The 12,453-nt window shown below is 67.5% G+C and carries 12 protein-coding genes; 5 read left to right on the top strand and 7 right to left on the bottom strand.

What is annotated here, in order from left to right; genetic code table 11:
- The first annotated feature begins 10 nt into the window (after positions 1-10).
- The gene (locus ACH4UM_RS15670) at positions 11-511 is read left to right on the top strand and encodes an NUDIX domain-containing protein (RefSeq protein WP_398178434.1); all 501 of its coding nucleotides are present in this window, start codon (positions 11-13) and stop codon (positions 509-511) included.
- 240 nt (positions 512-751) lie between these two features.
- Here ACH4UM_RS15670 and ACH4UM_RS15665 read toward each other — a convergent pair whose 3' ends face one another.
- From ACH4UM_RS15665 to ACH4UM_RS15645, 5 genes are all read right to left on the bottom strand, one after another.
- Complete coding sequence (locus ACH4UM_RS15665; protein ID WP_398178431.1) at positions 752-1,717, bottom strand: sporulation-delaying protein SdpB family protein; 966 nt, start codon at positions 1,715-1,717, stop codon at positions 752-754.
- A gap of 2 nt (positions 1,718-1,719) precedes the next feature.
- Positions 1,720-2,160 carry an SdpA family antimicrobial peptide system protein gene (locus ACH4UM_RS15660; protein ID WP_398178681.1) on the bottom strand — a complete coding sequence of 147 codons (441 nt, stop codon included), beginning with the start codon at positions 2,158-2,160 and terminating at the stop codon, positions 1,720-1,722.
- 162 nt (positions 2,161-2,322) lie between these two features.
- Entirely contained in the window at positions 2,323-2,556 is a 234-nt protein-coding gene (locus ACH4UM_RS15655; RefSeq protein ID WP_398178428.1) for a hypothetical protein, read from the bottom strand.
- 1,026 nt (positions 2,557-3,582) lie between these two features.
- Positions 3,583-4,554: a pirin family protein gene (locus ACH4UM_RS15650; RefSeq protein WP_398178425.1), complete on the bottom strand. Its 972-nt coding sequence runs from the start codon at positions 4,552-4,554 to the stop codon at positions 3,583-3,585.
- 155 nt (positions 4,555-4,709) lie between these two features.
- Positions 4,710-5,183, bottom strand: coding sequence for an SseB family protein (locus tag ACH4UM_RS15645; protein ID WP_398178422.1), 474 nt, complete (start codon positions 5,181-5,183; stop codon positions 4,710-4,712).
- Between the two features lie 167 nt (positions 5,184-5,350).
- Between ACH4UM_RS15645 and ACH4UM_RS15640 the strand changes: the two genes are divergently transcribed.
- The 3 genes from ACH4UM_RS15640 (at position 5,351) to ACH4UM_RS15630 (ending at position 8,981) form a co-directional block, all read left to right on the top strand.
- Positions 5,351-7,177: an acyl-CoA dehydrogenase gene (locus tag ACH4UM_RS15640; RefSeq protein WP_398178419.1), complete on the top strand. Its 1,827-nt coding sequence runs from the start codon at positions 5,351-5,353 to the stop codon at positions 7,175-7,177.
- A 79-nt stretch (positions 7,178-7,256) separates the two neighbouring features.
- The gene (locus ACH4UM_RS15635) at positions 7,257-8,585 is read left to right on the top strand and encodes a M18 family aminopeptidase (protein WP_398178416.1); all 1,329 of its coding nucleotides are present in this window, start codon (positions 7,257-7,259) and stop codon (positions 8,583-8,585) included.
- A gap of 144 nt (positions 8,586-8,729) precedes the next feature.
- Positions 8,730-8,981 (top strand): DUF6458 family protein, encoded by a 252-nt coding sequence (locus ACH4UM_RS15630; RefSeq protein WP_398178678.1) that lies wholly within the window; start codon positions 8,730-8,732, stop codon positions 8,979-8,981.
- A gap of 27 nt (positions 8,982-9,008) precedes the next feature.
- Here ACH4UM_RS15630 and ACH4UM_RS15625 read toward each other — a convergent pair whose 3' ends face one another.
- Positions 9,009-10,862, bottom strand: a complete 1,854-nt coding sequence (locus tag ACH4UM_RS15625) for an NHL domain-containing thioredoxin family protein (protein WP_398178413.1) — start codon at positions 10,860-10,862, stop codon at positions 9,009-9,011.
- Positions 10,863-10,974: 112 nt separating this feature from the next.
- Here ACH4UM_RS15625 and ACH4UM_RS15620 point away from each other — a divergent pair, with 112 nt between their 5' ends.
- Positions 10,975-11,478 (top strand): LURP-one-related/scramblase family protein, encoded by a 504-nt coding sequence (locus ACH4UM_RS15620; protein ID WP_398178410.1) that lies wholly within the window; start codon positions 10,975-10,977, stop codon positions 11,476-11,478.
- Between the two features lie 128 nt (positions 11,479-11,606).
- Here the strand turns inward: ACH4UM_RS15620 and ACH4UM_RS15615 are convergent, their stop codons facing one another.
- Positions 11,607-12,401, bottom strand: a complete 795-nt coding sequence (locus ACH4UM_RS15615) for a carbon-nitrogen family hydrolase (RefSeq protein ID WP_398178408.1) — start codon at positions 12,399-12,401, stop codon at positions 11,607-11,609.
- Positions 12,402-12,453: the final 52 nt, after the last annotated feature.

Raw genomic sequence — 12,453 nt, 5'->3', positions numbered from 1 at the left:
GACACAAGCCGTGGCTCAGCGGACCACCGACGACCAGCCCAAAGCCCTGCCGCCCGCCCTCGAATCCATGACCCTGCTGGTCGCCGCCGTCATCGTCCACGACAAGGCCACCAACCGCGTCGTCCTCCTCCAGCGCAGCCAGAACGCCAAGTTCGCCCAAGGCATGTGGGACCTCCCCGTCGGCAAGAGCGAACCCGGCGAACCCATCACCGAAACCGCCGTGCGCGAGCTGTACGAGGAGACTGGCCTGACGGTGAAGCCAGAGTCCCTGAAGGTCGCCCACATCATCCATGGCGCCTGGGGCGTGGAGGCCCCCAACGGCTTCCTCACCGTCGTCTTCGCCGCCCACCAGTGGACCGGAGAACCCGAAAACCGCGAGCCACGCAAGCACGCCCAGGTCCGGTGGGTCGACGCCGGCTCAATCCCGGAGAACTTCGTGGACACCACCTCAAGCGCCCTCCACCGGTACCTTTCGGCAGGCCCGGAGGTCTCCCTCGACGGCTGGCAATAGGGGCGCCAACTGCAGAGTTGTTGCAGGAACACACTCCGGCGGACGCAGACAGGGAACACTCCTCGTTTCGGCGGTCACACGCCTTTACCGTCAAAACGGTGCATAGCCTCACGATACCGTGCGTCTCCGACGCTTTGACGGGACACCTTCTGCACCATCCGGAATCGACCGCACTCAGGACACTTCTGATAGCGCTTCCGTCCAAGCCTTACAGCTTTGAACGAGACAAAACTGACCCACTCAGTCGAGAACAAGTGACCCATCGCGCACTGCACCACTACTCGCGCCATTAGCCCCATCCTTCCTTGCTGCACCTTTTCGCACCATACGGCGGAAGTCGAGATTTACGTTCGGATCCTGCAGCGCCAGGACCAGCGCACCGAACATGATGACCGCGAAACTGAAGAGCCCCATGAAGATCGCTATGCCAGCGTGAAGCATGATGCCCAGCCAGAACACACGTCTCCGCATCGAGAGCTTCCAGAACAACGCGAATGATAAAGTGAGCTCGGCGATAATGGTACCCCAAGTGAAAGCGGAGACTGTGTATCTGTTTTCCAGGATGGGCTGCGCAACCGGCTTCCAGAACCCAAGAAGCCCGAAGGTCGGATCATTCAGCCAGTAGTAGAGGGCCGTACCGTTGGCCCACTCTTTCACGCCAAATTTTGCCACGGCCGACTGAAAATAGATCCCCGCTACTTGAATGCGTATCACCCAATGGGTGACATAGCAGAACGCGGCTGCCGAGTTCGCCAAGGGTTTCTTCGTGTCTTTAACAGTCCAATGCCATACCCGATCGTCCGCCAGCCCGAAGGGGATCATGGTCAGAGTCAGAATAAGAGCAACGTTGTCGCCGCCGTCCGGCAGGCTGAGCGAGTTGGCGATACTGAAGGCAACCCACCACTGCGGAATGACAAAGATTCTAGGCCGCCAGCCGATGATGGACGGCACCAAGAGCAGGGCCAGAAGGTATCTACGGACGTCGGGACTTAATCCGTGCCCACCGACGCAGAACCCTGAAACGGCCGACACCCCGTCACAGTACGGCGCTCTCCCCATGCCGATAACCGGGTGAAAGAGAGCCCCAGCCGACGTGAACACGAGGGTGGCGAACATACCAGTCGCCAACAACGTGCGCGCGAGGCCGTAGACGTTGGTACGAGGGTCGAATCGTTGCGCATCGACGGGTGGCTGCCATCTGGTCATTTTCAGCACTGGACGTTCACCGCCGCTGCCTTCGCGATCCGGTACTGATGCTTTGCAATGCTCCGCCACGCCCAGGGGACGGGCTCCTCCGAAGTCAGGATGATCTCTCCGCACAGCGTCGGAATCGGAGACCCATTCACCACCTGGGGCGCAGCCTTAAAATCGCTAACCCGGCAGTCGGCAACGATGTACGCGCCGCATTCTTTCCACGCCCTTTCTGGGATCGAGTGGAGCAGGCTGGCCATCTCAGGCCCTTGAGCCCTTGCTCTCCTGCTGGCGCCAAAAAGATTCGACGGAGTGGCGTTGGGGCCGATGAGAGCATTCTTCGGCATTCCATCTCCGGCAATCTTGTAGGCCACGTTCGCCGGTGTCCTGGGACTCTTGGTGAAGAACCCCCACCCCTGCGGCCAAACCCTACTGATCGTCCGACGCGACGTTGCCATTCCGGGTGGAGAGGCCGCAGCATCAGGAAGTGCCGCCATAACAGAGATTACGCCGAGCACACCCCAGAGGGCGACGCCGCCAAAGAAGCCTATGCGAGACATTATTTTCCATACTCCCCGTAGGCGTCCGCTTCTGGCGGAGCCGCCCCCTTCAGACAATGGTCAGCCAGCCAACCCCGTCGACAGCGCCGCTACGGCCTTGTCGGTGGTCAGGTTCTGATGCTCCGGCGAGACGGTCAGTACGACGACCACGACACCTACGGCTTCAGCTGCGACGGAACCGGTGGTCGCGAAGCTCCAGTGCTGCACAGCCACCGCGTCGACCGCGACTGTGTCATTGGTGAAGAACCAACCAGCGGAGGATGCCGGGTTCACCGAGGTGCGCTTCTCGGCCACATCCCTGGCGACGTCCCAGGGACATGCTCTCCAGCCGCTTGAGCCCGTTCTGGACCTGATAGGGATCGCCCGACGTCACTTCGCTGCGGAACTTCTCCGCGAACCCGGAGTCCTTTGCTGCCGCCAACTGCAGGAAAGCGGCCACAGATTTACTGTCGGCACCCTTGGCCTGACCGGCCGGCACGAGGGCGACTTCCGGGTGGTCGTGGGCGACAGGTCCCTTACCCATAACCCCCAGAATGATCTCCGCCGTCGAGTACTTCGCCTTTTCTTTTCCGGTCGATGAGGAGGCCCATGAAACACCAGCCGATGCCCCTAGGGCGACCATGGCGGCGAGAGCGCCTGCCGCCACCCCTCTACGTAATGATCTCCGCTTTTTCATTTCCCCTCGTTTCAGGTCGTCGTGCAGAGACGTGCGATATCGAACACTAGTCACAGCAGAGAATTACCGCCTCGCGCGTTTCAGCTGTCCAGTATCGACCTGCATCAGACACGGCCGAAGTGGAATATTCCGCTCAGCAGAAAGCCATGATCAGGTATTTTTGGACTCCCCTTACTTTCGGCCGACGGAAAATTGCGTCCGACGTGGACAAACACCGGTCGCCGCAAACGGGACACGTCGTGATCAGCTACCCATTCGACCTGGCTGGATTGAAACGTTGCAGTCTCTGCGATCTGCGACTCCACGGCTCCTCAGAAGGGGCCAGCCGCTCCTGTGCCCGTGCTTCAGTTGCGGCCGGGCAAGCGATCACAACCTGACATCTCAGGACCACGACAGCCTTCGCGCCGTGCCATCCCCTCGCACACGTGGACCAGCAGTCCGCACACAGTCCGCAAGACACCCGCTCAAGACCGTCGCCACCCATCGCCACCAATCACCAAAAGGCCAGGTCAGCGCCCCACAGGAAACATCCCCGCAGGTCACCGACCCGGCCCACTACTAGGAGACCAAGAAGGCGGCAGCAAGCGCGGAACGAGCCCTTCCCTGTCCGGGCTGGGCTCGTTCGCATGTAGCTTCAGCGAGCCCTACAGTCCGCCCTCAGACATCCCGTGCACGGCCGGGACCGTGCCCAGCCGCCCCTTCTGGAAGTCCTCGAACGCCTGCTGGAGCTCATCGCGGGTGTTCATGACGAACGGGCCGTAGTGCGCCATCGGCTCACGGATCGGCTGCCCGCCCAGGAGCACGACCTCCAGGTCCGGCGTGTGCGAGTCCTGCTGCTCGTCCGCACGGACGGTCAGCGAGGACCCGGCGCCGAAGACGGCGGTCTGGCCCAGGTGGATCGGACGCCGCTCGGCGCCCACCGCACCGCGGCCCGCGAGGACGTACGCAAGGCCGTTGAAGTCCTCCCGCCACGGCAGCGTGAGCTCCGCGCCCGGCGCCAGCGTCGCGTGGATCATCGTGATCGGCGTGTGCGTGATGCCGGGACCGGCGTGGCCGTCCAGCTCACCGGCGATGACCCGGAGCAGCGCGCCGCCATCGGGCGTGGTCAGCAACTGGACGTTGCCACCGCGGATGTCCTGGTAGCGCGGGGCCATCATCTTGTCCTTGGCTGGCAGGTTCACCCACAGCTGGAGGCCGTGGAAGAGACCGCCCGACATGACGAGGTGCTCCGGCGGCGCCTCGATGTGAAGGAGGCCGGCACCGGCCGTCATCCACTGGGTGTCGCCGTTGGTGATGGTGCCGCCACCGCCGTTGGAGTCCTGGTGGTCGAAGATCCCGTCGATGATGTACGTGACGGTCTCGAAGCCCCGGTGGGGGTGCCAGGGGGTGCCCTTGGGCTCGCCCGGCGCGTACTCCACCTCGCCCATCTGATCCATCATGATGAACGGGTCCAGGTGCCGGTAGTTGATCCCCGCGAACGCCCGACGAACAGGGAAACCCTCACCTTCGAAGCCGCTCGGGGCGGTCGTCACGGCCAGCACGGGACGGGCCACGGCATCCGCCGAAGCGGCCACACGGGGCAGCGCCAGCGGGTTCTCGACGGTCACTGCAGGCATGTCGGTACCTCCTTGTGCGCCAATATTAGTTGAGCGTTGAACTTTCTGCCAGCCCCAACAGAAAGAGCCCGGAGGACATTCCCTCCGGGCTCGTGTCGAGCGGCACTGGGCGACCGTCCGCGAAGCAGCGGCGTCGCACCGCACATCCGGGACGTCTAGCCGTACATCCGGCGCATCGCGAAATCGACCATCTGTTCGACGGCTTTCGCGTCGAAGACGATCCGGTGCTCGCCCTCCATGTCGAGCACGAAGCCGTAGCCGGTCGGCAGCAGGTCGATCACCTCGGCACCGGTGATCACGAAGTACTTGGACTCCTTGCCGGCGTACCGGCGCAGCTCCTTCAGCGAGGTGAACATCGGGATCACCGGCTGCTGGGTGTTGTGCAGCGCGAGGAAGCCGGGGGTGTCACCGCGCGGGCAGTACACCTTGGAGGTGGCGAAGGTCTGCTGGAAGTCCTCGCCGGCCATCTGCCCGGTGGTGAAGGCCCGCACCGCGTCCGCGAGCGAGGGCGGCGACGGCTCGGGGTAGAGCGGCGCCTGCTGGCCGTACCCGCCGACGCCGCCGGGCATCTGCTGCTGCGGGGGGACGTATCCCTGCTGTGCGCCCGCGCTCTGGTCGTAGCCGTACATGACCGCAAGAGTAGTCAAAGGTCCGGCTTCGAGTAGAGCCTCGTCACAGATGACGGCTCGGGGTTGCTTCTTATTACCGACGGGTAGCATCATCGTGCTACTAGTTGGTACGTGAACCAGATGCGAGGAGTCAGTGCCTCGCCGAGTCCTTAACGGGAGCCGTCGCCATGGGGCACTACAAGTCGAATCTCCGCGACATCGAGTTCAACCTCTTCGAAGTACTCGGGCGCGACAAGCTGTACGGCACCGGCCCGTTCGAGGAGATGGACGCCGAGACCGCCAAGAGCATCCTCGAGGAGCTGACCCGCCTCGCGGAGAACGAGCTGGCGGAGTCCTTCGCGGACGCCGACCGCAACCCGCCGGTGTTCGACCCCGAGACCAACACCGCGCCGATACCGGAGAGCTTCAAGAAGAGCTACAAGGCCTTCATGGACTCCGAGTACTGGCGTCTTGGCCTGCCCGAGGAGATCGGCGGCACCACCGCTCCCCCGTCCCTGATCTGGGCCTACGCGGAGCTGATCCTCGGCGCCAACCCTGCCGTGTGGATGTACTCCTCCGGCCCGGCGTTCGCCCGCATCCTCTTCGAGGAGGGCACCGAGGAGCAGAAGAAGCTGGCCTCCATCGCGGTCGAGAAGACCTGGGGCTCCACCATGGTCCTCACCGAGCCCGACGCGGGCTCCGACGTGGGCGCCGGCCGCACCAAGGCGGTCCAGCAGGAGGACGGCTCCTGGCACATCGAGGGCGTGAAGCGCTTCATCACCTCCGGTGAGCACGACATGGAGGAGAACATCCTCCACTACGTCCTCGCCCGCCCCGAGGGCGCCGGCCCCGGCACCAAGGGCCTGTCCCTCTTCCTCGTCCCCAAGTACCTCTTCGACTGGGAGACCGGCGAGCTGGGCGAGCGCAACGGCGTCTACGCCACCAATGTCGAGCACAAGATGGGCCTGAAGGCCTCCAACACCTGCGAGATGACCTTCGGCGACCGCCACCCGGCCAAGGGCTGGCTGATCGGCGACAAGCACGACGGCATCCGCCAGATGTTCCGCATCATCGAGTTCGCCCGCATGATGGTCGGCACGAAGGCGATCTCCACCCTCTCCACGGGCTACCTCAACGCCCTGGAGTACGCCAAGGAGCGCGTCCAGGGCCCCGATCTGGCGAACTTCATGGACAAGACCGCGCCCAAGGTCACCATCACCCACCACCCCGACGTGCGCCGCTCGCTGATGACGCAGAAGGCGTACGCCGAGGGCATGCGCGCCCTCGTCCTCTACACCGCCTCCGTCCAGGACGCGATCGCGGTCAAGGAGGCCGGCGGCGAGGACGCCTCGACCGAGCACGCGCTCAACGACCTCCTCCTGCCCATCGTCAAGGGCTATGGCTCCGAGAAGGGCTACGAGCAGCTCGCCCAGTCGCTGCAGACCTTCGGCGGCTCCGGCTTCCTGCAGGAGTACCCGATCGAGCAGTACATCCGCGACGCCAAGATCGACACCCTGTACGAGGGCACCACGGCGATCCAGGGCCAGGACTACTTCTTCCGGAAGATCGTCCGCAACCAGGGCGCCGCGCTGAACTCTCTCGCCGAGGACATCAAGAAGTTCCTGGCGCTCGGCACCGGCGGCGAGGAGCTGGCCGGCGCCCGCGAGCACCTCGCCAAGGCCGCCGTCGAGCTGGAGGCCATCGTCGGCCTGCTGCTGACCGACCTGGCCGCCACCCAGGAGGACGTCAAGAACATCTACAAGGTGGGCCTCAACACCACCCGCCTGCTCCTGACCTCCGGTGACGTGGTCGTCGGCTACCTGCTGCTCAAGGGCGCCGCGATCGCCGCCGAGAAGCTCCAGACCGCCTCCGCCAAGGACCGGGCGTTCTACACCGGCAAGATCGCGGCGGCGAAGTTCTTCGCGGCCAACGTCCTGCCGGGCGTCACCCTGGCCCGCAAGCTGTCGGAGAACGTCGACCTGGACCTGATGGAGCTGGACGAGGCCGCCTTCTAGTCCCGACCTCCCACCGACCCGCACGAGGGTCCGCTCCCGCACCGGGAGCGGACCCTCGTGGCGTCGTTAAGGTGAATCCATGAGTACAAGCCAGCGCTTCGACCGCGGCCACACCGACGACCTGATGACCTTCCTGGCGGCAAGCCCGTCGCCGTACCACGCCGTGGCGAACGCCGCGCAGCGGCTGGAGAAGGCCGGCTTCCGCCAGGTCGCCGAGACGGACGCGTGGGACACGGAGACACCGGCGGCCGCCGTCGCACGGAGTGGCGGCAAGTACGTGGTGCGCGGCGGCGCGATCGTGGCCTGGTACGTCCCCGAGGGCGCCGCGCCGCACACCCCCTTCCGCATCGTCGGCGCGCACACCGACTCGCCCAACCTGCGCGTCAAGCCGCGGCCCGACACCGGGGCGCACGGCTGGCGCCAGGTCGCCGTGGAGATCTACGGCGGCCCGCTGATGAACTCCTGGCTGGACCGCGACCTGGGCCTGGCCGGCCGGCTCACGCTCAGGGACGGCTCCAGCCGCCTGGTGAACGTCGACCGCCCGCTCCTGCGCGTCCCCCAGCTGGCGATCCACCTGGACCGCACCGTCTCGGCGGAGGGCCTCAAGCTCGACCAGCAGAGACATCTGCAGCCGGTGTGGGGCCTGGGCGACGACGTCCGCGACGGCGACCTGATCGCGTTCCTGGAGCAGGAGGCGGGCCTGCCGGCGGGCGAGGTGACCGGCTGGGACCTGATGACGCACTCCGTGGAGCCGCCCGCCTACCTGGGCCGCGACCGCGAGCTGCTGGCCGGCCCGCGCATGGACAACCTGCTGTCGGTGCACGCCGGCACGGCGGCGCTGGCGGCCGTGGCGACCGGGGCGGACGCGGGCGACCTGCCGTACATCCCGGTGCTGGCCGCCTTCGATCACGAGGAGACCGGCTCCCAGTCGGACACCGGCGCCGACGGCCCGCTGCTCGGCGGTGTGCTGGAGCGCTCGGTGTTCGCGCGCGGCGGATCGTACGAGGACCGGGCGCGCGCCTTCGCCGGCACCGTCTGCCTCTCCTCCGACACCGGCCACGCCGTCCACCCCAACTACGCCGAGCGGCACGACCCCACGCACCACCCGCGCGCCGGCGGCGGCCCCATCCTCAAGGTCAACGTCAACAACCGCTACGCGACGGACGGTTCGGGCCGCGCCGTGTGGGCGGCGGCCTGCGAGAAGGCCGGCGTCCCCTTCCAGTCCTTCGTCTCCAACAACTCCATGCCGTGCGGCACGACGATCGGCCCGATCACCGCGGCCCGGCACGGCATCCGCACCGTCGACATCGGCGTGGCGATCCTGTCGATGCACAGTGCACGCGAACTGTGCGCCGCCGACGACCCGTTCCTGCTGGCTCGCGCCCTGGTGGAGTTCCTCAAGGGCTGAGCGGGCCGAACGCGCGGCCCGGACCGGGGCCATGAGTGACCGCCTCCGCATGCTCACTCGATGTGGGGGTACCCGGAGTTGACCGGAAGGGACCGGAACAGGCCGGAACCACCGGACCTGACACCGGACTGGGAGGCGACACTCATGGGCCTCGGCGGGTGCATCATCCTCATCGCCGTGGGAGCCATCCTCACGTTTGCGACCGACTGGCACATGCAGGGGGTCAACCTCGACCTGGTCGGCATCATCCTCATGATCGTCGGGCTGATCGGCGTCACGACGTTCAGCAGCATCGCCCGGCGCCGCCGAGTGATGGTGCCCCCCTCGACGACGGTCGTGGAGGAGGACCGGCACCACCACACGCGTGACGGCTACAGCGACGGGTACGGCGCGTGAGCACACTCCCTGCCGGGCTCCGCCCGGTCAGGCATCCATGCCGGCCAGGACCAACGGCAACCGGTCCGTGCCGTCCTCGGCCAGCAGGACCGGGACTCCCCAGTCCTGCTGGTGCACGTGGCAGGCCGGGTACTCGTCGGCGCCCGCGGCGGAGCCGCTGCCGGATGCCGGTTCGTCGCACGAGGCCGCCATCGCGGAGATGTGCAGGACACCTTCCGGAACGGCGGGGTTGAGCTCCAGGGCGCGGGACAGATCGGTTCCCGCGCCCTCGCCGTTCAGCAGGAGCTCGGGCGGTGTGGCCGAGACCAGCAGCCGGGTCGAAGGCCCGTACCGCGTGTCGAGCTTCTGCCCCGCCGGGGCCTGGAAGATCACGTCCAGCCGGAGCGCACCCGGCGCCACCTCGGTCGCCGCCCGCCGGGTGCGGTGCGCGACGGCCTCCACCCGTACGGTCTCCTCGGGCAGGCGCAGCCGGGTCAGCCGGTGCCGGGCCGACTCCACGACCACGATGTCCTCGCCCGCGAGCACGGCGCCGCTGGGCTCGCGCAGATCGGTGGCGAGGGTCGTGACCTGGCCGGTCGCCGGGTCGTAGCGACGCAGGGCCTGGTTGTAGGTGTCGCTGACGGCGACCGAGCCGTCCGGCAGGGCGGTCACGCCCAACGGATGCTGGAACAGGGCCTGCCCGGCGTCCCCGTCCCGGTGCCCGAAGTCGAACAGCCCGGTCCCGACGGCGGTGTGGACGTGTCCGCCGAGGTCCACCCAACGCAAGGCGGAGGTCTCGGAGTCGGCGAGCCACAGCCGCTCGGGGGTGGCCGCGAGCCCGGACGGCTGCGCGAACCAGGCCTCGCCCCCGGGCCCGTCGACGAGTCCTTCGTTGGTGGTCCCGGCGGTGACGAAGACGGTGTCGTCCGCCGGGTCGTACGCCCACAACTGGTGCACACCGGCCATGGCGATCCACACCCTGCCGTTCCACCAGGCGACGTCCCAGGGCGAGGACAGCTTCACCTCGCGGGCGGGACCGGACGTGGCCTCGCCCTGCATCCACTGGTGACCGGTACCGGCCAGGGTCGTGGTCCGGCCCGTCGCCGGGTCGAAGCACCGCAGCGCGTGGTTGACCGTGTCGGCGACCACCACGGTGCCGTCGGGCAGCAGCGCGAGCCCCTGCGGCTCCTGGAACCGCGCCCGGTCCGGGAGACCGTCGGTCAGCCCACGGCCGCCCTGGCCGATCCGCCGTACCACCGTCTCCCCGTCCGCCTCCAGTTCCACCAACTGGTGCCGGGTGGTGTCACTGACCAGGAAGTTCCCACTCGGCAGCAGCAGCGCCCGGCCCGGGAAGCGGAGCGTCGTCGGCTCCGGCTCCGGCGGCACGTACGGTCCGTCGCCGCGCCGCAGCGTGCCCTTGGCCGCGTGCTCCGCCTCCAGCTCCTGCACCAGCCGCTCGATCGCGTGCGCGTGCCCCTCACCGGCGTGCTGCGCGACGACGTACCCCTCCGGGTCGATCACGACGAGCGTCGGCCAGGCCCGCACCGCGTACTGCTTCCAGGTGGCGAGCTCGGGATCGTCGAGCACCGGATGCTCGACCCCGTACCGCTCCACGGCGTCGACGACAGCCTGGTGCTCCGCCTCGTGCACGAACTTCGGCGAGTGCACACCGATGATCACCACCGTGTCCCGGTGCTTCTCCTCCAGCTCACGGAGCTCGTCCAGGACGTGCAGGCAGTTCACGCAACAAAAGGTCCAGAAATCGAGCAGAACGATACGCCCCCGCAGGTCGGCGAGGTGGTACTGCTTGCCGCCCGTGTTCAGCCAGCCTCCCTTGCCGATCAGCTCGGGTGCGCGGACACGGACGCGCCGGGGTGTGGGGGCCGGGGACGATTCGCTCATGGATCAAGGGTGCCACCGGCCACCGGCACCCGCCCCCCCCCCCCGCCTGCCCGCTCAGCCCGTCGGCCTACCGGCCGCGTCGCCGGGCGGCGGCCGGGGAAGCGGTGAGGGCATGAGACTTCTCGTGCGCGACCGGATCCTCGGCATCGGTGACGACTACTGGATCGAGGACGAGCAGGGCAACAAGGTCTTCCTCGTCGACGGCAAGGCCATGCGGCTGCGGGACACCTTCGAGCTGAAGGACGCCCAGGGCCGGGTCCTGATCGACATCCACCAGAAGATGCTCGCCCTGCGGGACACGATGGTGATCGAGCGGGGCGGTCAGGCCCTGGCGAAGATCCGGCGCAAACGGCTTTCGCTGCTGCGCAACCACTACCGGGTGTCTCTCGTGGACGGCACCGAGCTCGACGTCAGCGGCAAGATCCTCGACCGTGAGTTCGCCGTCGAGTACGAGGGTGAGCTGCTGGCGGTGATCTCCCGCCGCTGGCTGAGCGTCGTGGAGACGTACGGCGTCGACGTCGTACGCGAGGACGCGGACCCGGCGCTGCTGATCGCGGTGGCGGTGTGCGTGATCCACCTGGCGGAGAAGGAGCGGGAGGAACGGGACCAGGACTGACCCTGTCCGCCAGTCGCCCCTGTCCGCCCGCCTGCTCTGTCCGCCCTGACCGGCCTGTCTGGTCTGCCTGGTCTGCCTGTTATGGCCGGTCCATCTCGCCTGCCTGTCATGCCTGTTCTGTTCGCTCTTCAGCGGCGCGGTGGCTGCAGGCCCAGGACCCGGTCCTTCAGGGCCGGGAACTGCTCCCGGGTGGTGGCCACCTTCCCCGGGTCGAACTCGACCGTGAGGACCTCCTCGCCCGCGCCCGCCTCGGCCAGCACCTCGCCCCAGGGATCGACCACGATCGAGTGACCCGCCTGGGGAACCCCCGCGTGGGTCCCGGCCGTTCCGCAGGCGAGCACGAACGCCTGGTTCTCCACCGCCCGCGCCCGGGCCAGCAGCGTCCAGTGCGCGCGCCGCCGCTCGGGCCAGCCCGCCGGGACCAGCAGGGTCTGGGCCCCGGCGTCGACGAGCCCGCGGAAGAGTTCGGGGAAGCGGAGGTCGTAGCAGGTCGCGAGGCCGAGGACGGTCTCCGGCAGACGGACCGTCACCAGCTCCTGCCCCGCGCCCATCAGCACGGCCTCGCCCTTGTCGAAGCCGAAGCGGTGGATCTTGCGGTACGCGGCGGCCAGGTCGCCGGACGGGTTGAAGACGAGGGAGGTGTTGTAGAGCGGGCCCTCAGGGTCGCGTTCGGGGATGGAGCCGGCGTGCAGCCACACGCCCGCGTCACTGGCCGCCTTGGCCATGGCCTCGTACGTGTGCCCCTCCAGCGGCTCGGCCTCGCGCCCGAACTCCTCGAAGGCGAAGGCCCCCGTGGTCCACAGCTCCGGGAGCACGACGAGATCCGCCCCGGCCTGGTCGCGTACCAGAGCGGCCATCCGCCGCCGACGCGATTCGACCGATTCACCCTCATCCACGGCAATCTGGATCAGCGAGGCGCGCACACTACCACCGTCCTGGCATTCGAGTTGTCCACACGGGCCTACGATCGTCACA

Origin of the sequence: Streptomyces sp. NPDC020801 (assembly GCF_044334385.1) — a bacterium.
GTDB lineage: Bacteria > Actinomycetota > Actinomycetes > Streptomycetales > Streptomycetaceae > Streptomyces.
This window is presented reverse-complemented; position numbering and strand designations above follow the sequence as displayed.

What these genes read in the sequence shown, in the direction of transcription:
- ACH4UM_RS15635 (WP_398178416.1), top strand. Translation starts at nt 7,257, where the DNA reads ATGAGTACAAGCCAGCGCTTCGACCGCGGCCACACCGACGACCTGATG.
- ACH4UM_RS15640 (WP_398178419.1), top strand. Translation starts at nt 5,351, where the DNA reads ATGGGGCACTACAAGTCGAATCTCCGCGACATCGAGTTCAACCTCTTC.
- ACH4UM_RS15665 (WP_398178431.1), bottom strand. Translation starts at nt 1,717, where the DNA reads ATGACCAGATGGCAGCCACCCGTCGATGCGCAACGATTCGACCCTCGT.
- ACH4UM_RS15660 (WP_398178681.1), bottom strand. Translation starts at nt 2,160, where the DNA reads ATGGCAACGTCGCGTCGGACGATCAGTAGGGTTTGGCCGCAGGGGTGG.
- ACH4UM_RS15625 (WP_398178413.1), bottom strand. Translation starts at nt 10,862, where the DNA reads ATGAGCGAATCGTCCCCGGCCCCCACACCCCGGCGCGTCCGTGTCCGC.
- ACH4UM_RS15630 (WP_398178678.1), top strand. Translation starts at nt 8,730, where the DNA reads ATGGGCCTCGGCGGGTGCATCATCCTCATCGCCGTGGGAGCCATCCTC.
- ACH4UM_RS15645 (WP_398178422.1), bottom strand. Translation starts at nt 5,183, where the DNA reads ATGTACGGCTACGACCAGAGCGCGGGCGCACAGCAGGGATACGTCCCC.
- ACH4UM_RS15650 (WP_398178425.1), bottom strand. Translation starts at nt 4,554, where the DNA reads ATGCCTGCAGTGACCGTCGAGAACCCGCTGGCGCTGCCCCGTGTGGCC.
- ACH4UM_RS15620 (WP_398178410.1), top strand. Translation starts at nt 10,975, where the DNA reads ATGAGACTTCTCGTGCGCGACCGGATCCTCGGCATCGGTGACGACTAC.